Source organism: Paenibacillus lautus NBRC 15380 (assembly GCF_004000945.1).
In the GTDB taxonomy this organism is placed as follows: Bacteria; Bacillota; Bacilli; order Paenibacillales; family Paenibacillaceae; genus Paenibacillus_AQ; species Paenibacillus_AQ lautus.
This window is the reverse complement of record NZ_BIMF01000007.1, coordinates 175,671-198,264: the sequence shown is the minus strand read 5'-3', so window position 1 is coordinate 198,264 and position 22,594 is coordinate 175,671. Positions and strand designations below refer to the sequence as shown.

General features: G+C 44.8%; 17 protein-coding genes. 7 read left to right on the top strand and 10 right to left on the bottom strand.

Going from position 1 to position 22,594, the window contains the following annotated elements:
- Positions 1-53 precede the first annotated feature (53 nt).
- Complete coding sequence (locus PLA01S_RS15270) at positions 54-1,718, bottom strand: extracellular solute-binding protein (RefSeq protein WP_127592938.1); 1,665 nt, start codon at positions 1,716-1,718, stop codon at positions 54-56.
- Between the two features lie 300 nt (positions 1,719-2,018).
- On the opposite strand from PLA01S_RS15270, the gene PLA01S_RS15265 reads away from it, so the two are divergent.
- Positions 2,019-2,879 carry a helix-turn-helix transcriptional regulator gene (locus PLA01S_RS15265; protein WP_127592937.1) on the top strand — a complete coding sequence of 287 codons (861 nt, stop codon included), beginning with the start codon at positions 2,019-2,021 and terminating at the stop codon, positions 2,877-2,879.
- Positions 2,880-2,974: 95 nt separating this feature from the next.
- Positions 2,975-4,357 (top strand): ADP-ribosylglycohydrolase family protein, encoded by a 1,383-nt coding sequence (locus tag PLA01S_RS15260; RefSeq protein ID WP_127592936.1) that lies wholly within the window; start codon positions 2,975-2,977, stop codon positions 4,355-4,357.
- A gap of 190 nt (positions 4,358-4,547) precedes the next feature.
- Here the strand turns inward: PLA01S_RS15260 and PLA01S_RS15255 are convergent, their stop codons facing one another.
- From PLA01S_RS15255 to PLA01S_RS15240, 4 genes are all read right to left on the bottom strand, one after another.
- Positions 4,548-4,976, bottom strand: a complete 429-nt coding sequence (locus PLA01S_RS15255; protein ID WP_127592935.1) for a protein-tyrosine phosphatase family protein — start codon at positions 4,974-4,976, stop codon at positions 4,548-4,550.
- A gap of 120 nt (positions 4,977-5,096) precedes the next feature.
- Positions 5,097-7,358 carry a M20/M25/M40 family metallo-hydrolase gene (locus PLA01S_RS15250; RefSeq protein ID WP_127592934.1) on the bottom strand — a complete coding sequence of 754 codons (2,262 nt, stop codon included), beginning with the start codon at positions 7,356-7,358 and terminating at the stop codon, positions 5,097-5,099.
- A 328-nt stretch (positions 7,359-7,686) separates the two neighbouring features.
- The gene (locus tag PLA01S_RS15245; RefSeq protein ID WP_307719756.1) at positions 7,687-8,997 is read right to left on the bottom strand and encodes an alkaline phosphatase; all 1,311 of its coding nucleotides are present in this window, start codon (positions 8,995-8,997) and stop codon (positions 7,687-7,689) included.
- A gap of 249 nt (positions 8,998-9,246) precedes the next feature.
- Complete coding sequence (locus PLA01S_RS15240) at positions 9,247-10,143, bottom strand: AraC family transcriptional regulator (protein ID WP_127592933.1); 897 nt, start codon at positions 10,141-10,143, stop codon at positions 9,247-9,249.
- Between the two features lie 175 nt (positions 10,144-10,318).
- Between PLA01S_RS15240 and PLA01S_RS15235 the strand changes: the two genes are divergently transcribed.
- Entirely contained in the window at positions 10,319-11,032 is a 714-nt protein-coding gene (locus tag PLA01S_RS15235; RefSeq protein ID WP_307719757.1) for an SDR family NAD(P)-dependent oxidoreductase, read from the top strand.
- A 576-nt stretch (positions 11,033-11,608) separates the two neighbouring features.
- On the opposite strand, the gene PLA01S_RS15230 is transcribed toward PLA01S_RS15235, so the two are convergent.
- Positions 11,609-11,974, bottom strand: coding sequence for a DoxX family protein (locus PLA01S_RS15230; RefSeq protein WP_127592932.1), 366 nt, complete (start codon positions 11,972-11,974; stop codon positions 11,609-11,611).
- A gap of 422 nt (positions 11,975-12,396) precedes the next feature.
- A complete protein-coding gene (locus tag PLA01S_RS15225) occupies positions 12,397-13,263 on the bottom strand; it encodes a helix-turn-helix domain-containing protein (protein WP_218033652.1) in 867 nt (288 codons plus the stop codon).
- Between the two features lie 751 nt (positions 13,264-14,014).
- On the opposite strand from PLA01S_RS15225, the gene PLA01S_RS15215 reads away from it, so the two are divergent.
- The 3 genes from PLA01S_RS15215 (at position 14,015) to PLA01S_RS15205 (ending at position 15,753) form a co-directional block, all read left to right on the top strand.
- A complete protein-coding gene (locus PLA01S_RS15215) occupies positions 14,015-14,413 on the top strand; it encodes a DUF6220 domain-containing protein (protein ID WP_127592931.1) in 399 nt (132 codons plus the stop codon).
- A 193-nt stretch (positions 14,414-14,606) separates the two neighbouring features.
- A complete protein-coding gene (locus tag PLA01S_RS15210; RefSeq protein WP_127592930.1) occupies positions 14,607-15,023 on the top strand; it encodes a DUF4267 domain-containing protein in 417 nt (138 codons plus the stop codon).
- A gap of 328 nt (positions 15,024-15,351) precedes the next feature.
- Entirely contained in the window at positions 15,352-15,753 is a 402-nt protein-coding gene (locus tag PLA01S_RS15205; protein ID WP_127592929.1) for a VOC family protein, read from the top strand.
- Between the two features lie 192 nt (positions 15,754-15,945).
- On the opposite strand, the gene PLA01S_RS15200 is transcribed toward PLA01S_RS15205, so the two are convergent.
- The 3 genes from PLA01S_RS15200 to PLA01S_RS15190 form a co-directional block, all read right to left on the bottom strand.
- Positions 15,946-16,791, bottom strand: coding sequence for a DUF2785 domain-containing protein (locus tag PLA01S_RS15200; RefSeq protein ID WP_127592928.1), 846 nt, complete (start codon positions 16,789-16,791; stop codon positions 15,946-15,948).
- A 418-nt stretch (positions 16,792-17,209) separates the two neighbouring features.
- The gene (locus PLA01S_RS15195; RefSeq protein WP_127592927.1) at positions 17,210-18,634 is read right to left on the bottom strand and encodes a response regulator; all 1,425 of its coding nucleotides are present in this window, start codon (positions 18,632-18,634) and stop codon (positions 17,210-17,212) included.
- Between the two features lie 5 nt (positions 18,635-18,639).
- Positions 18,640-20,376 carry a sensor histidine kinase gene (locus PLA01S_RS15190; RefSeq protein ID WP_127592926.1) on the bottom strand — a complete coding sequence of 579 codons (1,737 nt, stop codon included), beginning with the start codon at positions 20,374-20,376 and terminating at the stop codon, positions 18,640-18,642.
- A gap of 433 nt (positions 20,377-20,809) precedes the next feature.
- Between PLA01S_RS15190 and PLA01S_RS15185 the strand changes: the two genes are divergently transcribed.
- A complete protein-coding gene (locus tag PLA01S_RS15185; RefSeq protein WP_127592925.1) occupies positions 20,810-22,510 on the top strand; it encodes an extracellular solute-binding protein in 1,701 nt (566 codons plus the stop codon).
- Positions 22,511-22,594 lie beyond the last annotated feature (84 nt).

Below are 22,594 nucleotides of genomic sequence, written 5' to 3'. Positions count from 1 at the left end.
CTTGAAAAAAGGAGGGATTGCATCGATTCAATCCCTCCTTTGCGCTGCAGATCCTATTGAAGCGATTTATACCACTCGTTCACTTCTTTCGTGATTTCATCGCCGCCAAGCTTCTTCCACTCTTCAACGAATGTATCGAACTCGTCTACGGATACTTGGTTCATCATGATTTTGATGAATATTTCATCACGTTTCTTCGTTAAAATTTCTTGACGGTCTGCCATTGTCGGCGTAGGCGCGCCGTAGAATTTGTTTTGCAGGTATTGCTTTTTCTTTTGAATTTCTGGAACATGAGAGAAGGCACCATTAGGACCGGAGATTATATATTCCCACCACATGCTCGTATCGCCTTCAACGTATTGCATGGCACGTGCATAACGCGTTTTTTGGTCTACTGTCTCAAGTATGCTTTCGTCTTTGTTTTCAATGGCTTTAGGCAGAATTTCGCCGTTATTGTCAGACTGTTTGCCTACACGAAGCGGGTTAAGCAGCCAGTAGTTGTTGCCTTTTTCCACAGGGTCTTTGCCATACGTGTATACCTTCTGCTCTTCTGTCGGATGATGGTCAACAACGATCCATTGGTTCAGCAAACGGATTACGCCTTCCGGATGCTTGGCTTTTTTAGAGATCACATAGTACTCGTCAACGCCAAGGCCAATTTGATTCAATGTAGGCTTGTTATCGATTGAAGGGATAGGGAATACTCCCCATTCTTGGACAACCTTTCCGTCTTTCACAGCGCCCTGCACAAGCTGCGCAGGTGTCCAGGAAGCGCCAAATACCATGCCGATGCTGCCGTCGTAGATAAGCTCAGCGGCTTTTTCCGAATCTTTGACCGCAAACTCAGGATCGATCAGCCCTTTTTTGAATAGGTCTTGCAGCGCTGCAAGCGCCTGCTTCATCTCAGGCTGGATATCACTGTTCATCAAACCGCCGTTCCCGTTTTCCATCCAGATGTTTTCATAGGCATGATAGCCGTTTAAGAACGCTCTCAGACCGGTAACGCCTGTCTCGGTACTAAAAGGATTCTTGCTGACCGCAATTCCGTAAGCTTGTTTGGTGCCGCCTGGATTCTTCTCTTTGAACGCTTCGGCAATTTTAATGAAATCATCCATGGTCTTAGGCTCAGGCAAGCCAAGTTCCTTCAACCAGTCCGTACGAACGAACAAGAATTGATAGTTGAATGGATTGTATGAGCTTGGAATGCCCATCATTTTCCCGTCGATCATCGCTGTTTTCATTTGCATGCCGCCGTCCATGGTCAGAAACTTTTTCGTCTCTTCCGTAGCATGCTGATCATAAATCTCTGTCAAATCCATAATCATATCCGCTTCCGTTAGCTCTTTAAGCTGTGCAGCGTTTACAAGCAAGAAATCCGGAAGATCGTTTGATGCGATCGCAATTTTTACTCTCTCTTTAAATTGGCTAACATCTGCAATCCACTTGTTTGTAATTTTGACACCGATATCTTGTTCATAAGCGTCATAAACTGAGTTTTTGTCGAAATCTTCACCTTCGTCAAATTTCAAGTAAGGATCGCTTGGCGAAACCGTTGAAACCTCAATGATATCATCGCTGTTTCCGGTGCCTGTTGTTTGGATCGGTTCCTTGGAATTTCCAGGTGGTTGGTTTGGCTCAGACGACGTTTTGAAGCCGCAGCCTGAAATCGCCAATGCAAGCGTCAAGGAGATCATGACAAGTGCCTTTTTGCTATTCAAATTTTACCCCTCCGGTACATTTCGTTTATTTTTTTGATCCAAATTGTACTGCAGTCTTTCATAATTCCAGTATAGAAAGAAGCCCTCCGCCGTTCTATATACTAGTCTTTACTTTCGTATACACCTCTTGACACCAGGCAAAATTACCGTGATTGACGTATACATCGGCGGCGTTTACATTTCATTTAGAAACCCCTCAACATGTATGTATGAAAGTAAATAACAGTATCTGGTTGAAGGCATGCCTTGTCTATATACTTAGCATATAAATTCATGTTTGTCTGGAGGCGTTGGATCATAATGAAACTTCATATTGCCTATGACCATCCCATTGCTATCAATGCTTTCGAATGGACACCTGCCACTTATCGGCAGCCGCCTCATGTGCACGCAAGTCTGGAGATCGGCCTCTGTTTAACAGGCAAAGGCTATTTTTACTTTGGCAACAAACAATATGCAGCGAAACCTGGCGACTTATTTCTGGTCAATAATGAAGAACGGCATATTGCCCAATCTGCCCCCGACGACCCGAGCCGCTATCTTTTTATTAACTTTGATCCCGCGCTGCTGCTAGCGGAGGAGCCCGGTCTGCTGCTGCCATTCTCCTATCGCTCCACTCATTTTTGCAATCATATTATGGGCGGCTCGCCCCTCGCCACACAGCTTACGCCTTGGGTGCTGGCTATAGCGGAAGAATTGCGGGAGAAATCCCCGGGTTATTTGGTCATGGCCAAAAGCGCGCTCATTCAGCTGTGCGGCCGTCTTCTTCGACATTACACCGGTTTGCTGACCCATGATGAGCGTCATCATATGGTACATTCCGTTCGCCAGGCGCAATCGCTGGCCGCTTTGGTCGAGCATCGTTACCGCGAGCCGGTTAGCTTAGGGGAATTGGCTGATGAACATGGTTTAAGCGTCTCGCGCGTGAGCCGGGCATTTCTTGAAACGACCGGTTATCGTTTCTCGGAATATGTCTCCCTGCTGCGTATCCAGGCTGCCAAGCGGGAATTGGCAGGAACGGACAAAACGGTTGCCGATATTGCATTCGAATGCGGCTTTCAAAGCTTGCCGACCTTTTACCGCGTTTTTAAAGAGACTGTCGGTCTGTCTCCGGTCCATTATCGGCAATCTATGGGGATTACGGAATGGAGCAAAAAATGAGAATATTGCTTTCCTAATTTGAGAAGCCATTGACGGCAGTGCTGGTTATAATCAAGGCATATGTTGATTTCATGTATTTCAGGAGGGCAACCGTGATGACGAAATGGATTGGACTCAGGGAAATAGTTAGCGACGAAATAAAACAGCGCGGAGAAGAAGGCTGTCATGTAGAGGGGATGACCGAACGTCTGGAAGCAGCCGGCACAAACGAAGCAAAGCTTATGGAAGTATACCAGGCATTAATGGCTCTTGAACCACGTGCGGATTTCAAGTATATCGAGCCGTCGGAATTGGAAGCCATTCGCGCCGAACGTCCGGATGGACCGAGAATCCTGTCCGGAAACTGGGATGAACTTAAATGGCAGGATAAATTTCATGGTGCATGGCTTGGCCGTTCGGCTGGTTGTGCGCTCGGAAAACCTCTCGAAGCTCCTTCCTTCATGCAAGGCTCCGGCGGAAGACCCGGCTGGCACAATGTTAAGTTGTGGTTCGAAGGCGCAGGGCAATGGCCGATTCGCCACTATACACCGGGCGAATCAACTGCAGAAGCCGAATACGGTATCGAGATCGCAAGGTGGAGCAGCTTGGCCAGCTGCCGGGAAAACATACGTTATATGGAAACAGACGATGATATTCGATATACCGTTCTCGGCCTGCTCATGCTTGAGGAACGCGGATTTGATTTCAACTCCTGGGATGTGGGCAAGCTGTGGCATCGTCATTTGTCCTTCGGGCAGGTATTCACGGCTGAAGCGCAGTCCTATCTTAATTTCGCTCGTGTCACTTCATATATTAACGGCGATCGGCCAGACGACTGGGAGAAACATATCCACTCAGGACGTTCGTATTTGAATCCCTACCGCGAATGGATCGGCGCCCAAATCCGTGTAGACGGCTATGCATACGGTGCTGCGGGCCAGCCCCAGCTTGCAGCCGAGCTTGCTTGGCGGGACGCTTCCTTCTCCCATGTGAAGAATGGTATTTACGGCGCCATGTTTTGCTCGGCTATGATTGCCGCCGCATTCGTTGAACGTGATATGAAGCGAATTGTTGAAATCGGATTAAGTGAAATTCCGAAACACAGCCGTCTTGCAGAAGATATCGCGTTAGCGGTCAACATCGCTGAGGAAACGGAAGACGCATTAGAATTGGTGAGTACAATATGGGAAACGTTTAAGCACTATCACCCTGTTCATACCAATAATAATGCTGCATTATGCGCGGCTGCGCTCATTCATTCCGGAGGCGATTTTGTGAAAGGCATGACGACAGCCGTACTTGGTGGCTGGGACACCGATTGCAATGGCGCCACCGTCGGTTCCATTCTTGGCGCATCGCTTGGAGCGGCGGCGCTTCCTGAGAAGTGGATCTTGCCGCTAAACGATACGTTGTATGCCGATGTCAGTGGCTTCCACCCCATTGCCATCTCCGAATGCCCTCAAAGAAGCTATCGTGTCTTCCGAAAATTACAGCATTAAAATGATTAAGGATGAATGGAGTTGGAGGGGGCGGCTAACCCCTTCCTCTCCGTCGAGTAGCCAGAAGGAGTTTCACCTTTAGGCTCTCACGGAACCGTACGTGAACCTCTCGATTCATACGACTCTTATCATTCAGCCAATCACGGTGTTTATCATTTATCCATTCTCCTATCATCGTATAGGCCCCCCCCTATTTGAAACGAGAGACGAAGCGGCGTTGCCAAGGCGTCTCAACAGCACGTGGAGTGTAGTGCTGCCGAATATAGTCGACAGCTTTATGATTTGGTACTCCATCAATCACAGCGAGACAGGCTAGTGCAGTACCCGTTCGTCCAATCCCTCCCCCACAGGCGATTTCAACCCGTTCAACTTCAGCCCGAGTCCATGCTTCGCGAAGCGCGTCAGCGGCTGCAACCTTGTTTTTTGGCAGCCAGAAGTCCGGCCAAGGAATCCAGCGGCTTTCCCAAGTAACGGGCGCTGGTTGTTGCCCGAGCAAGTAGAGTGCGAAAGTGGGTTGAAGCCCTTGGGGAAGTGGATGTCTTAGTGCTCGGCCGCGGACGAGTCGACCTGAAGGAAGGCGCAACACACCTGGCGATTCGGGGTTCCATGTATCATTCATAATGTCACTCCCCTAAGGTAAAATATTCCTTATTTGATCCCGCTTATTATTTTTTTCAAAGTTGTTTTCTCTTCTGCATCATTATCTCAAGAATCAGGATAACTGCTTCTTTCTTAAGAATTAATAAGTGACACGTTTGATCACCAAAATACTTTCATCAAACAGTCCACTTGTCATTAGATGGGATGGACGTTTGGAACGAATTTCTGGATCAGGATGTTGTTCAGAACCAAATGTAAACTCTACAGGCTGATTCCCTTTAACTTCTACAATGACATCCAAACCTTGTTTTGGAATACCTGCTTGTTTGTAATAAAAAGTTTCCATTGATTTAGGTATGGTAAAGGATTCTTCACCAACCTTTATTTTTTGAGCGCGACCACCAGGTATAGACAGGTACATGTTTTGCACATCTGTTGCACCTGTGAATCGAAAATGAATGATTTTATTCCCTTGTTTTGTCTCTGTCTTTACTAGCTTTATTTGTGGCATTTGATAGTTTCGTGCAGGTGCATTTCCTACCCATGCTTTTTTATCATAGTTAAACGGTAAAATAGATTTTATATTGGATGTATTCGTTGAGGCTATATATTTCTTCGTCCAATCATCTGGCGGTTGGGTTGTAATCCACTGTGCTTGTTTTTTATCCTGATCCACGACATAGAATAAGTTACTATCTATAGGTCGATCTGCGCTTGGGTTAGCTCTGAAGAAACTAATCGATAATATGACTACCGCGATTCCTAACAGGGTATAAGGCACCCACTGTCCTAGTCCGAATAGCTGTTTACATTGCATGAACAACAAAGCTAAGAGCCAAACCAAAAGTAACATGAGATATGGTACAAGACTGACCGGAAAAAAGGTAAAAAGTAACTTGAGCAGTGGGACGAACAGGACCACTGGCAAGAAGGATATAAGGGATAACATCCATGGATTGCTGATTATTTCATCCATTTTATTCTTCCATACTACCCACCCAAGTATCAGGAGTGATACAAGCAAAGGCCAAGCAAACAGATAGCTAGCACCAGGTAGAAATTGTGTTAACAAGATGAGAAATATGACGCCAAGAAAAATCGCGGATAAAGTCATTTCCCATTCATTTACGGTACGGAATTTCCGCCAGATAAGGAAACAGATTGATGCAGTGATTAACAGAAATGCCCACTGATAATAAAGGCTGTCATATATTGCGCCACTAAATAAGGTCATTTTTTCAGCCCAAAGTGCGTTTACACCCATCCAAATCAGTACCGTTGCGAGGATCGAAGAAATGATAGCTAACAGGATAGCTAGCAAACTAATTCCTAACCCTTTGTAAGTGGCGCACTTTTTCTTTACTGCAAAGATCGTAACCATTGCAAATAAAAGCAGAATCAGCCCTGTAAGGGGATAGACCAAGTAATAAGAGTAGGAAATGACTACTCCAAAAAAGTTAAAATAAACGGCATTCTCTTTCTTAATATCATTTAATTCCAATTGACCGAAGTGCCTAGCCATTGTTAATGCGTTTTGCCCTTGGTGCTCTAACGAACGTATATCTAGGTGTTTGACATCATCACGTGGTGTATGGTATCCGGTCCATCCATCACCATAAGCAAAATTCAATCCGGGTATTTTATTTTCATTGGAAACCGTTAAATCCGAGTCGTTTGGCATGATTTCAAAAAGATTACCTAGTAAGGATGAAGTGACAGGATTGGGTGCTGCTTTGGCAAATTCTTTGACCATCCAACCGTTTTGATCACTGGTTTGGAACATGATAGACGGACCACTTGTTCCTCTAGCCTCGAAATTAATGATGAGATCCATTTTTTGTTTATGATTTGATTTCGTCCAGAATTCCTTGGCTCCCATTAATCCTTGCTCTTCGCCATCTGTAAACACAAAATAGATATCATTTTTTAAAGGAGGACCTGATTTTAATACACGTATGGTTTCTAATAAAGCAGCTACTCCGCTTCCATCATCACTAGCTCCTGGTCCTTGTTGAACAGAGTCATAGTGTGCAGACATCATCATTGCATGATCACTGCTGGTACCTTCAAGTTTACCAATCACGTTGTACATATCTCCACCCGTTAACATTTTTGGGTATAGAGAAGCATGATTGGAGTGTTCTATTTCTGGTTTTAATCCCATTAATTTTAGTTGTTCAACAAGGTAATTTCTTACTTTTTCATTTTCTACTGATCCGCTTGGATGGGCAGTCTTTGCTATGTGGTTTAAATGTTGGACAGCACGATCTGCCGAGAAATTTCTCGAGATATCCGCCTTCTTATCTGGGCTTGGTGGAACCATGGTATAAAGGCTGATGAAAGCAAACAAAAATATAAATGATATTATCGTAATAGCTTTAAGATTTTGATGATTAGTCATGATTAATCCCTTCTTATTGTTATTGGTTTGCCTTTGTACATGCGATTTCGAATGAACCAAATTTTTTTGCACACCTCATTTACAGGGTTGTAAGTATCATACGGAAAAAGAAAAAAACAAAACAATGGTTTATCTTACATTACCTTACTTTACTGTAAGGTAGGTTATTTAGAAAAAAGTACAAACTGTCGTCCCTTTGCCAATTCGGATGAGATCCGCGTAAAAAAAGACAACCCTAATGGGCTGCCTTCATTCAATCGCTATGAGACTTTTTAAATCGGGACATGAATTTGTACCCTTAATGCTGCAATTTTTCACCCGATCGATTTTATTTTCCCGGTGTAAAGTTAATTTTCATAGCTTGTGCCATTAACACAGGTAAATCTGTATTTTGATGCAGACCTCTAAAGAGATCAGCACCCGGTCCAAATGCGTAGAGCGGAATATCTACACCTGTGTGATTATAGCTTGTCCATCCTATATTAGCCCGTTCCGAGATCACTTCATTAATGGCGATATCCGGTTTTTCTGCGGATTTAATCTTTTGAACCTCTGCATCGGTAAGATCAAAGGTTGTATATTGCTTGACTACCTCTTTTACGTTACTGCGGGTTGTATTCAGCTTCGTTACCATAAAATCGCCGGTAGCCGTTACGTTGCGAAGGACTTCTAGTTTCACATCTCCCTGACCATAGCCACCAACTGCCATACCGCCTGTATCATGGTCGCCTGCTACAACAATTAAGGTGTTTTTATCCTTCTTAGCAAATTCCAATGCTGCTTCCAATGCTTGCTCGAATGCTTCCGAATCTTTCATTGCCCACGCTGCATCATGATCATGGCCTGCCCAATCAATTTGGCTTCCTTCAACCATTAGGAAGAAACCATCTTTATCCTTGTTAAGAACCTCCAATGCCGTTTCCGTCATTTCTCTTAGGCTTGGCTGATTGGTCGTATCACGATCCAATTCCGGTGCCAAGGCATCTTCAGCAAACAAGCCAATTAGTTTATCAAACTCTTCAGCTTTACCTAAGTCATTTTTGCTAGAAATATACTCGTAGCCCTTTTCTCCCGCCTGCTTTAGAAGCGATTCAGGGAAATACTTCTTTCCTCCGCCCAGGATGACATCCACATCATTATCAATAAGTTGGGGTGCGATCCCCGCCTCATCCGCACGGGTAGCCACGTGTGATGCGAACACAGCCGGTGTCGCATGTGTAATCGTTGAAGTTGCAACTAATCCAGACGCTTTACCTTCTTCTTCAGCGGTTTCAAGAATCGTTTTCAGCTCTTTACCTTCAGGGGAAGTGCTGATCATTCCATTATTTGTTTTTACTCCGGCCGCAAATGCTGTTCCAGCAGCGGCTGAATCGGTGATCTCAGAGTTTGCAGAATAGGTACGGTGCATACCCACCAGCATGGAGTCCAAAAGGGTTTCTTCACCCTTAAACCAACGGTAATTGGTTGCATAGGAAGCGGAAAAACCATCGGGAACCATGAAGATGACATTTTTAGCTTTGCCTTTATCATTTGAGTTGGCTTTCGCATGTGATAACGGCAAATGAGTCCCGGCAAAAGTCCCTACCGCGATTACAGAAGCTGCCGCGATCATTACTACATTCTTTTTGAATTTGTTCACTATTTACCCTCCCTATATATGAATTCCAATTTAATATAACTCTTAAATATAAACTCAGTATTCTTGAAGTGTAAAATATCCAGGGTACTTAAAATAAAAAAAACCGCTGATTTAGCGACTTTCAATGGGATCACGTTCTTGTCCCTCGACATCATCCCTTAACCGCCATCCCTTGGTATCCGTTGTATCCCATTAGTTGAACAAAAGCAGCCGATCTCGTAGACGGCTGCCTTCTCTTGTCTTCATCATTCAGGAGGTTTTTCGTACCGCGAACCATAATTCAACATAATTAAGGCCATTTCTGCCTCCATAGACTTCGAATTCCATCCCATCGACCTGCTCGTATCCTGCTGTTGGAAGCCATTCTGAATAAAAACGGTGGTATAACGACTCGATGGAATCATTAAATTGATCCCATGTAAACAGTTCTGATGGGAATATAGCCCACGTATGTGAAGGGATCGTGATTTCCAAATATCCATCCGTTTTACTGGAATCGCTTTTAAATGAACATAGCATATACGGAAACGTATCATTTTCGGTTTTTCGATAGCTGCACACTGCATGCACTTTATACAAATCCTTACTCAGATATACAGGCAATTCACCCGCATTGGAAGTGAGTCTCTCTACCTCCCCATTGGCATGGCATTGTTGCCATAACCCCCCCGGGGTAGTCGGTCCATCGCCATCTCCGCTTGTTTGAAACACTCTTTCAATGCCAAATACTTGAAAAGATTCCTTGGTTTCGATCCGATAATTCATCGCCTCAACCCCTTTGATTGAAATAAGAAAGGAAAGCCGTGGATAGGCTTTCAACGCGACGCTTTCTTGACGAGCCGTAGTTGGATTGACACCATGCATCGATTGAAAAGCTCTTGCGAAAGAAACCGGTGAATCGTAACCGTACTTAATGGCAATATCAATCACTTTCGTATCGCTATTCAACAAATCAATCGCTGCAAGAGTAAGCCGTCTGCGTCGTATATATTCCGCCAGTGTAACATCCGTAATGAAGGAGAACATTCTTTGAAACTGATAAGACGAACAGCAAGCTTGTCTTGCTATCTCCGTCAGGTCGATTTGTCCAGATATATTCAGTTCGATATAATCCAATGCCCGATTCATCCTCGTAAGCCAATCCATTTCTTTCCCTCCTCTCCATCGAAGTATAGAGTAACAGCGACTTTGTATCGCAACTTTTTATGCACAAGTAAGTTGGCATTATTTCCTCTACTATAATTCAGCAGGGACAGAATTAACTCCTTTATTCAAAACTGCCCGTTAGCTTAATGAAATAGCTGTTGAATTCTAATTAGATATATGCCAAATCGGTAATCGGACCAAGTTCTTCTCCATTACGGTAATAGGTACAAGTTCTTGTCCTAGGCTCGGGACAAGAACTTGTACCCCCGAGAACGGTGGTATCTACCGTTCTCCGGTTTTTGTATTAATCATTGTTGGAAACATTGCCGGCTTTCCGGCCTTTGTTGAGACAGTTCGTTCGACCCTGCGGTCTACTTGGGATAGCAACACTTTCAATCATCTGGTGAATAATGCCGGCCACGGAGAAATGATAGACTATGCCGAAACTACAGAAGCTCAGTTCGACGGCCTGTTTAATGTACACGTCAAAGGCGTATTTTTCTTGACTCAGGCCCTTCTGCCGCTTTTTGCAGATGGTGGTCGTATTGTGAACTTCTCATCGGGCCTCACTCGCGTCTCCTTTCCCGGATTCTCCGCCTATTCTGCCGCAAAGGGGGCGGTGGAGATTCTAACCATCTATATGGCCAAAGAACTTGGTCACCGCGGTATCACCGCTAATACCATTGCACCTGGAGCAATCGAAACCGATTTTCTAGGAGGTTCCGTTCGCGACATGCCTGCTTACAATGACACGTTTGCCGCGATGACTGCCCTTGGTCGAGTCGGTGTACCCGACGACATTGGTCCCGCAGTCGCCAACCTACTTGGGTCCGAGAATCGCTGGGTTAATGCGCAGAGAATCAAAGTCTCGGGTGGTCAGAACATCTGATCGCTAGTAATGGCCGCAAAGACAATCTGTGAAACTGGGGTTCCGGGGATGTCGGCCAAAAAAGCTTTGACATTATTGAAGGATTAGATGAAAGATGTCTCAATCGTAGCGTTTGCAGCTAGCCATATCCCCAAACAGCGCATTATTGAAACTCCCTTCTTCTCTGACTGTCCTAACCGTGAACAGGGGCTGTTTCCGAACGAATTCGACAAAACCTAATCAAGTCGATATTCAGGAGGCTTCTCCGTTTACACGATCTGTATTTGCTATATCTTTAACATTCGTCGAGCCGAATCCTTGAAGAAATTCGATGCCGCCAAGGAATAGAGTCCAATATGCTCCGGTAAGAGGATTTGCTGTTACAGTCTAGTTTTAGTAACGCAAAAAGCGATGAGGGTAAAATTCTCATCGCTTTTTTGTGTAAGCTCACAAAACTCACCATTGTTAGTGGGTTTAATGCTTGGTTCATTGAACCATCGTCTCCGTTAGGTAACAAGGCACGTGATTTGTTTCCTTTAAGGTTAATCATAAAACGTTTAGCTATACCCAACTAGCTTACAGTACTCGATGCTTTTATCAAAAGGAAAGCAAAAGACCGTCTGCATTAATCATGGTTAAAATGATGATTAACACAAGAAACACAACGGGTGTCACCGTTTTGCCGAACTGATCTTTGACCCTGATATGCGCAAGGAACGCCAGCAGCATCGTAATTCCAAGCCAAATCCCGGCCCATGCGACCGCCCCTTCAACCCAGTAGCCTATGATGAGCACTATGGCACCTAATAGCTGGACAAATCCGGTGACGATACGAAACCACTGAGGCAGTCTAAGCGTGTTGAAAATATCGACCCAATATTTTGCGCCTATGACCTTTGCAGAACCTGAAAAGAGGTAGTATAGGATCAATAAACTCTGAAGTACAATCGAAAATATACTCATGAGGTAGCCCTCCCTTTATTTACCGGTCTTCTAACAACTTTTTGAGCTGTCCGACCATTTTCACCTAACCATAAACCACTCCGTTATATAATAGACTTTCACTTTTGAGCATTTGCGAGAATTCGGAACGTGAAGCCGAATTTATCCATTTGCCGGAAGCAGGGCTAAAGAGCGGTAAAAGTCTATTACTTCTTGGTCAATTCCATTAATCTCCAAGGAAAGGGATCAAACGTGTACTCATACCAATCAACTCCTTGAAATCGTTTTGTGTGATACAATTCAGCCATCTGTTAAAAGTATAGAGGAATTGCGAATGGCGGGATTGTAAGATGCGAACATTTTTTTGTACAAAATTACCATTCCATAATTTCCGTAAAAAGAAAAAAACCACAACGAATTGTGGCTAATGATCCTTAAACTATTCAAGTTGACATGTATTCTCTTGGAGACAACCCTGTAATTCGCTTAAAATGGCGATTCAAATGACTTTGGTCGGTAAATCCGAGAATCACAGCAATTTCTCCTACTGTAAATTCACGGCTCTTGATTAGCGTCTTAGCTTTATCAATCCTCAAGTGTAAGAAGTATTGATAAGGACTTAGTCCCGTCGTTTGTTTAAACATTCGAATCAAATGCGTCTGACTTAAATTGACCATTTTAGCCAATTCTTCAAGCGAGATATCCTGATCAAAATGGACATTCATATACTCAATGGCTCTTGCCAGTTGTTGCTCTGATAATTTCCTCGAAACATAAAGCTGCTTATGAGGGGAAGTTTTATTCATCTCCAACAGGTGAAGGGCCATCAGATTGGATAATGATTCGACATATAACTTTCCTCTTGCTCCGTTGTTATTGATTTCATCTTCTAACCATAGACTTAATTGAAATAGTTTTGAATCATATAAAGATATTTTGTTTATTAATTCACCATGACCGACAAATGTCAAGTCAGCTTGAGTTGCCACTTGATGAACCAATGAAGGAGATAGCATAATGCAACTAAAAGAAGCCTCTACCTCCTCCAAACGAAAATATTCTAAATTGCCTGGTATGAATAAAGCGGTCTCACCAACTCTAGCCACTCTCTCGTTGTCACGCCCTTCATAACGCGACACCGCCTTAATTGGTTCGGGGGTTGAATTTACGGTAATCAAATAATAAGGCATTGATTCAACGTAGCTTTCCTGAGGGGCAACTTTACTCCACTTAATATATTGAATGTGTTCCCATTCCAGATGATTGCTATTTAATGCCGGCTTGCCATCTATCATATAACGTATCGTCATGTCAACTCCCCTTCTCAATGGCTCAGCCACTCCTGAATATACTACAATTATAACCCATTGCTGAATACTTGGGGACTTTTTCCTTTCCGAATTTCTTCCCAAAAACCAAAAACACACCATACTTACATGTCTTAAATGTGTAGTGGAGCCAAGGGGGATCGAACCGCTGACCTCCTGCTTGAAGGCAGGTGCTCTCCAGTTGAGCTATACCTCCCCACGTTCTCGATTTTCCGAACTTCTTACCTCATTTATATTGCGCATAACTGCCCGTTAGCTTAATGAAATGGAGCAGTTGCCAACCAGCATTTTGTTCCAGAATCTTCAACTAAAAGTTTCCCGTTAGCTCAATGATGACCACGGCCCGGCGCTGTCTGTAACGGCAAGTTTTAAGAAAAATGGGCCACCCTAACGGATAGCCCCTAAAAAAGGCATGAACCAATAACGTACATATCATGTTCATTCATCCCCCAATCTCTTCATATTCCCTAGAGGGATTATGAAGAATGAAATTTGACCCTTCTGGATCTACTCACTCAGCTCATAATGCAATGTTATTCGTTCGTTTCCGATGTCACAAATCAGAGCCTTTTATCGTCATATGTGCAAAACGCAAAGGAGCTGAAGAAAGATGAACGACTTGACATGCATAATCATTGGAGGCGGCTATAGGGGGCTTGCGGATCTCAAAAAATACAGGAAACGACCCGGGGTTAGGTATGAACTATTACATCTAATGAAAGGAGCTTGAACATTGAACGATGAAGCGATAAAAAAAGAGCCTTACCGAGTGAGATATTGCAGATTGGCGTATTCCATTCTTGCGTTAGTACTTTTGATCTGTATCGTTGTGCAAGTATATCTGGCCGGAATGGCTTTGTTCGGGAATTCGGAAGTTTGGAAATGGCATCGGTCGTTCGTTCCCATGTTTGGATATATCTCGGTCATCCTGTTCATCCTTGGCATCATCGGGAAGCTTAACCGGAAAATGATCTGGGGGAGTCTTGGTCTGTTCGTCCTTATCAGTTTTCAATATATTACGGCTCTCCATATTGCAGGCGCGCTCCATCCCGTTCTGGCGCTTGCCTTGTTTTGGGGGGCTCTTGCGTTGGTGCGAGGTTCTTATCCATTTTTAAAGAAGCGAAATAAATAGAAGCAGGGGGAAACCGGACTATTTGGATGTGTTTTTAATATGGAGTTCCGAGTTCTGCCATGTTCGCTAAGTGAATATTCAACCAACTCACTCCCTAACTTTTAAGTAAGTCATGCACTTTAAAGTGCGTTCTTATCGTCACGTTATTACCGATATACAATAAAGTCAATTCAAATTAAATGGAGGCAAACAAATGAGTAAACTTTATTGGGGACCAAAGTCAGTAACATTTTGGCTCGTGGGTGTTGTTACGCTGTTAATGTTGTATTTAGGTGTAAGAGGTTTTGTCCAGCCAGAAGCTGCAATACGAGATTTCGGTTTACCACTTCACGACACCGCGGATAACTATCTTGTTCACATCAAAGCAGATCGTGATCTTTTTATTGGTATCTTCCTACTAGCTTTGATGATCCTTCGTATGAGAAAAGCATTACTTGTTGTGATGCTAACTTCCATTCTCATGCCTACAATTGATGCAATATTGGTCATTACGAATGCAGCAGATACAACACCTTCTTGGATTCATATTGTTACTGCGTTATATGGACTTGTTGTTGGTTGTATGTTGTATCGAGAAGAACAGCGAGCCAAAACAGTAAGTAAATCATAACGGCAATGGTTGCCCTCATGGGCTCTCCACTCATTATGAGCGGTTCAATGAAAATTAGACAATGTTTCCACCCCCGGAAATTCGAATAGGTCGAATGCAACTTTTTGACCCTCTTTAAGAAACCGAAAACCGTTGATGCTATATGCATTCTTGGCCAGATCGATGCCTTGACGGAGACGATGCTGGAAGACAAGTAAATAAGTAAGGAAACCGCAGGATGCACGACAGGAATGTCATACCTTGCGGTTTCTTTTATAAGATTCGCTTCCGCTGCCAGAAGTAGAGTATAGTAGGAGTAGTTGAAAATATATTCCAGGAGGCTACAGCCATGTCACAGGAGATTTGGATTAACCTGCCGGTCAAAGATGTTGAGAGGTCAACTGCTTTTTTCAATGAGATTGGATTCCATGCGGTGAGCGTTGGTAACGAGAGAGCCAAGCTTGTCATAGGCCAGACAACGATTTTGCTGTTCCCGGATGGGGCGTTTGAGAAATTTACAGGTTCAAAGACTGCAGATACTTCCCATAGCGCAGAAGTAATATTTTCCATTGGCGCTGAGAGCAGAGAAGAAGTAGATGCCTTTATTCAAAAAGTAGAGTTTGCCGGAGGAAGCATCTTTGGCAAGCCGAGTGAAATTGACGGCTGGATGTACGGCGCAGGATTTGCCGACCTGGACGGTCACCGCTGGAATCTGCTGTACATGGATGAGAGCAAAATGCCGAAACGCTAATATGGAAACGCCGTTCTCCAGCTTAAGGTCACCGGCGTTTTTTTACACCCCTTATAATCTCATATCTGCCATTCAAATCAAAATCGTTGAATAGAAGGAAAAAATCGTGCGTTAAACTAATACAAATCACCTGGAAAAGGGGCAATCCCTCAGCCATTTTCCCATGGCATTTGGGACAGCCCCTCTAATCCTTTAACTGATAGAAAACCTGTTCAATTTTGCCTCAGTACCAAGCATGACGGTGTTAAGCTCATTCCCTCGGCTATCTTGTCCCCTTCTGAAATAGAGACTGCGTAAAAAATTCTTGCTGTTCACGCGAGAAATCACCTGACTGCGACTTCTCGGCAAATTGCAGCATTGCGCTAAGTCACTAATCCAATCAGCGATTTCTTGATCTGGAAGTAACTCTTTGTCAATCATCGTATCCACGATATTGACCAACCGCTCATCATCCTCATCGCTAAAAATGTGTCTACCATTATGAAGCATGCCAGAAATAGCGAGAAGAACCTCACGCAGCATTGCGACGCTGCTCTCCTCGCACTGCACCAGCTCGACAAAAACATCTGCACCGTGAGACGCGCTGTGAGCCCAGCCTCCTATTGAAAGGTAACCTCGCAGATCCTTTTCCTCTTTATAATAACGGAGCATTGCATGCATTAATTGCTCAATTTCCGCTTGATTGAAAAATGGATTCTGTCTGTGGCGTTGCACAATCAAAGCGATAGGCAAGGCAGAGAACGTCCTTGTAAAAACTGACGGATCATCCTCGCTGCCAATATTATAGAACAAATGGTTCTCATCAGTCAGAATAGTTAAGAGGCTACGCAACTCCTCTCCACTGAACCTATTCTCTTCCTTAATCCACATATAAAACATCGGATAAATCAGGTTATCCCGTAATTCTGGCTGAGGATCGCCAATATGTTGAAGTAACAAAGGTAAGAAATCTTGATGCTGCTCACCTTCGCGTAACTGATACTCATCCTTTTCAATTCTTTGCAAATCCAGCATCAATTTGGTCCTTGTATCGTTCATTTTTCCATCCCTCTCATCATTCGTTCACTCGCCTCGCCGAGATCATGAGTCAACTTCAAGCGTATTGGTGAACCCACTCTTTGATCCGAGAGACAACTTCGATTACATCAGTATCCGTTTGTATCAATAGTAGGCATCGGCGGGTTATAGACATCTAAATATATCGCCATTCCTTTATACGCAGCTGTGCCAAGTCGTAATTGCAATTATAACATTCCCCAATCGAAAAAAAGAGGGGGGGAACTACTATAACTATTCTGCCCGTTAGCTTAATAGGTTGCCTAATTAGCCGCTCATCTTAATCGCTAAGTATGCAAGTTCTTGTCAAACTCGGCCTTTTCTGATGGCATCAAATAACCGTGATCCTATTGAGCCGATCCAGACACGGCTGGCCATCCTCCTTATTAAAGCTCTTACTCTACCTCGACTTATACTGCTGTCTATATTCGCTCGGCAGCATGCCTGTCTGCTCTCGAAAAGTTCTGCTGAAATATTTCTCGTCTTCGTATCCGGTTTGCTTGGCAATCCAGACAATGGGCCTGGCCGTCTGCTCCAGATATTCCCGCGCTTTATCGATCCGTACCTTGCGCAGATATTCATTGAAGGAAAAGCCTACGATTTCTTTGAAACATTGATAGAAGTAGCTTCGGCTCAGATTGACCCGCTTCGCGACATCGATAGCGAATAACGGACACTCAAGTTCGTCGTGCACGATCTTTACCGCGGTCATAATGCTGCCGCTCACTTCCGGGCTCAGCTGCAGGCTGCCTGACAGCGTTATCCCAATTTCCCTAAAATGTTTGAGCCAGTCCACAACCTCCCGCCAGCACGTAAATGTGTCAGGAAGCTTGATATCATCCGGTTGTATCGCTCTATAGAGCCGGTTCAAGTCAACCATAAAGCCGTAGATCCATTGCATTAGCTTTGAGACGGGGATACGCAGTTCTTTTAATCGACTACAAAGCTTATCAAAGGCTTCATCGTTATGGACCCATGTGAAGGCGTGTAGTAATTCCTTCACAGTGTCCATCTCTTCGTCTCCCGGTTCAGGATGTTCCGCCAGCAGCTCCATGACAGATTTCTCAATCGGATAGGGTTCATTGCCGTCACAGTCGTAGAAAAAATCTCTGCTCCTGTAGGCCCGTATCCGTTGATGCAGATCGGATGGAGATAAATCGGCTGTATGCCGTAGCCGCACCATATGCCATCCGGTGCTGCGCGTTCCGTTTGGATGCGGCGGCAACGGGTCTTCTTCGTAATTGCCTTGAGGCTGAACCTCCTTGGCAAGATCCTTCAACCACATCAGAATAGAGCCTTCCGCTTCGGCTATCCAGCCCAAGGAAACGCAATCCGCAACCATTCTGCTTGTTAATGGCTCATCCGGGAACTTCAATAGCGCATAGGCCGTATCGCAAGAACAAGCCTCTACTATCGAATCCGACTCATTCTTGTGCTTCTGCTTCTCTTCCACAATGCGCGAGTGAATACGCCGAAACACTTCTTCGAACTGTTCTTTTTCAAGCTCTACCTTGGCAATGTAATCAATGGCACCCAGTCGCAGCGCTTCCTGGATGTATTCAAAATCCTGATGAAGCGTCAACACGGCGATCGCGATATTCGGATATTGCTTGCGTACAACCCGAATTAATTCGATGCCCGACATCACCGGCATGGCTAGATCGGTCATTAACAAATCCACCCGATTCGCCTTCAGAAAATCGAGCGCCTTCTCCCCGTTTGCAGCTTCGCCTACAACTCTCATTCCGAACGATTCCCAGGGCAAAAAGGACATCAGTCCCTTACGTACAAGCTTGTCGTCGTCTACGATGAGAACATGGATCATTTCGTTTAATTCCCCTCCCCGATTTGAATCGAAATGATGATGCGGGTACCTATGCCAAGCTCGCTTGATACCGAAAGAATCGCTTTCCCTTCGTAATGAAATTCTAACATTCGTTTGACATAATTCAGTCCGATTCCCATTCCCACTCGATGGTGCTCAGCCTGTTCCTGCTCAAGCAATGCCTCAATCGTATCCTTAGAGATCCCCCCACCGTTATCTCGAATTTCAATCTCTAGTCTGTCATTCTTTCTAACCTCCACCTCGATCATGCCGTTGTCATCTAGCCCGTGATACAGCGAATTTTCTACCAACGGCTGCAGAATGAATCTAGGAACCGTCACTTCAAGCAATGCGTCGTCCACGTGTATATTGACATCGAACTGAAAATTGTATCGAATCTGCTGGAGAATGAGATATTGTTTCAGTGAATCAATCTCATCCCTGATCGTCGCGACACTGTTGCCTTTGCGGAGATTATAGTAAAGCAGTTTGTTCAACGAAGTAACAAGCCTGTCGATCTCCTCCTGACCGTTCATAACGGCAAGCCAGTGAGCGGTATCCAGCGTATTCATTAGAAAATGCGGATTAATCTGATACTGCAGCTTCTCGATCTCCAGATCCGCTCTGCGCTTCTCCTTGGCCTTGACTTCAGAATACAGCTGCGTAATCTGTACCTTCATATGTTGAAATTGATTTAACAACATCTCAAATTCCGGGATGCGCGAATGCGTGGCAGCCGCATTAAAATTGCTGCCCGCAATCGATTTGATCTCCTTATTGAAGTGCGACAGCGGCCGGTACACCATTTTCCATAAAAGCCCGCCAATCGTCAGACTGACTACAGCGAACAGCAGCGCCAGCCCCAGCATCTGCATCATCCAGCGATTTTTCTCGCGGTTGTAGTCGGATTGCGCAATAAGTGAGACCACACTCCAGCCCTGATTGCTGACTTGTCGATACCAATAATAGTTGGAAGTAATACCTGTTACCAGCGAAGGCTCTGGTGAGTCCGAAAAAAATGAATTTTCAGGAAAGATATCTTGAAGTTCGCTGTATGAAATTCTTCCGTTGTTGTCCAGAATTAAATGATTGGTATGCTTGCTGACTTCATCCAAATCAAGAATGCTCTGCGTCAGCTTGAAACCGGACTCAATGTAGACGTAGGCATCCTCCCTCTCCGGCAAATCCACCTTTCGCAAGGCAGAAAGCACATATTGATTGTTGAATCGATCTTTACTGATATGCGGTCCAAAATAGGTGATGCCATAATACTCTGCGAGGATTGGAAGGTTATCGATATCGAATGGTTGTTTCATGCCTGTATTCTCAAAAAGAGTGGTCTGATCGTCGCGTAAATAATACAGCGTTAATCCGACATTGGGATTCGTGAATGTGATGAGATTCAGTTGATTTTTGATTTCGTCCGTCAGATAACTCCGGTCATACGGCTGCTTCGCCATCAAAAACATCTCAAGCTGCCTACCGACATTCCCCTTAAAGGTCAGTTGTTGGGAAACGTGATTCAGATTGTCCAGCGTGTTCTCAAGCGACAATCTGACCTGCTTTAAATTGCTTTGAATTCCGGATTGCAGCTTCGTATTCAGAATGGATGTAATGGTGTTGTATGAAAGATAACAGGTGCAGATGAAAGGGATCAATGTTGCTGCGGCGAACAGTAAAAGAATTCTATTTTTCAAGGTCAATCGCTTCAGGCGGGACTGCCAATCCTTTTCCGGTTTCATCGTTTCATCCCCATCGATTACTTAGTGAAGTGTCTGTAAACTCGAGCGCCCCCCATGTCGTTTCCCAGGGCCCTGAAACTCACTATTGAAATGGACTCCTCCTCTCTTTGAATCAGGTCTAAGACGTGCATAAATAGAAACAGGTGGAAAAATCTTTCTAGAATATAACACAAATAAAAATGATTATTGAGCAAAGATTTCAATAAATCAGGTGCCTAAACTGTTATCTTTCAAATGAAAAAATCACGGGTAGACAAATGTCTTCTCTTTAGTGGGTGAAATGTCCAACCACCCGGAACAGCCGTAAATTTTTGTACATATGACCCCCTCATTTAGAAACCACCTTCTATCCTTGAAGGCGGTTTCATTGTGTTACAGTTAAATAGTCCATGAGGATAGTTATTCCATTCAATCTGAAAGAAGGGGTGTAATTATGAAGAACAAGTCAAATATGTTTGCGCTTTTACTGGCCTGTTTTCTCGTTCTAGGTGCTTGCAGCAATATAACTAATAACACGCCGGCTGCACCGGAGAAAAGCGCGGAATCAAGCGAACCCGCTGATCCATTTGGCCGCTATGAAGAACCTGTCCAGATCAGCATCAGTATTGAAATCGATCCCACCGATAATGAATTGCCGCCTGGCGACACGCCGCTGGACAATCAATACACTCGTCAGATTAAGGAAGCGCTTAATGTGGACGTCGATCATCAATTTGCTGCCTCTGGCCAGAATCTTCGACAAAGAATTAGTCTCGCCATTGCAAGTAACGATTTGCCGGATGCTATGGTCGTCAATGCCGTTGAGCTGCGCCAATTGGTCGAAGCCGGCCAAATTGCCGATCTAACTGAGGTGTATGAGCAATATGCATCCCCGGACATAAAGACAATCATCGAAAACACCAACGGTGCTGCCTTGGATGCAGTAACCTTCGATGGCAAAATGATGGCCCTTCCGGGTGTGCAGGCGAATGCCGACGGCATTCACCTCCTGTGGATCCGTCAGGACTGGCTGGATAAGCTGAACCTTGAACCGCCAACCACGATGGCAGAACTTGAGGACGTCGCCCGTGCTTTCGTCGAAGATGATCCGGATGGCAACGGTCAGCGCGATACGATTGGGATCACCGGACCGGAGAGTGGTGGTAAGCTGTATGCGAACTTCCTTGAGTCGAAGAACAATTTATACGGTTTTGACGCCATTTTCTCCGCGCATGACTCGTTCCCTGGATACTGGCTCGAGGGCGAGGATGGCAGCCCTGTGTACGGCTCGATCCTGCCGGAGACTCGTGAGGCGTTAGCTAGTTTAAGAGACTTGTATTCCAAGGGACTTATTGACCCTGAGATGGGTGTTCGCAACAAAGCGGATGAGCCCATTATCGCCGGAAAATCCGGAATGTTCTTTGCGCCATGGTGGATGGCTTACGGTCCGCTAACCAATGCCGTAAAAAATGATCCCGAAGCCAACTGGCAAGCTTATGCCCTGCCTTTGAATCAAAATGGCGAATTTAGACCACATGCTGCTACACCTTCTACTGAGTTTGTGGTGGTTCGGAAAGATTACGAGCATCCAGAAGTTCCTATGAAATTACTTAACAATTTGTTTAAAAACGAGCAAGAGAACACCTTTGACCCGAGCAAAGGCGGTCCCGGTTACTATCCGCTCCGCGTGGTACACGCTCCATCCGATGAAATTGAATTTACAGTCAAAGCCCTCCGTGATGTGCTGGCCGGCAATAAAACCGCAGAGGATTTTGCGGATGACAAAGCCTACAAACTGCTGCCTTCGGACATCGCCAGTATCAAGACGATCAAAAACGAGCCTCATGATTCTATGGATCTTTCAACATGGAACCCTGAAGCGAACTGGGGAGCATGGACTCGAGCGTACTCCATCATGGTAGGCGGCAGGCCGCTGGTTGATACCGAGTTTGAGGAGGTAACCAGTCTTCTGTATGAGCAGACGCCGTTAATGGAGAGCCGTTGGGTAAATCTGCGCAAGTTGGAGGATGAGACCTTCCTGCGCATCATCATGGGTGCGGCTCCGCTGGAGACATTCGACTCCTTCGTCGAGAACTGGAAGCGTCAAGGCGGGGACCAGATTACTCAGGAGGTTGCGGACGCGCTGGCAAAGTAATCTTAAGGCATATAACGAACCACATAGCCAGAGCTCCGGGCACCTGACAGGAGCTCTGGAACATTCGATGTAGGATTCAGGGAA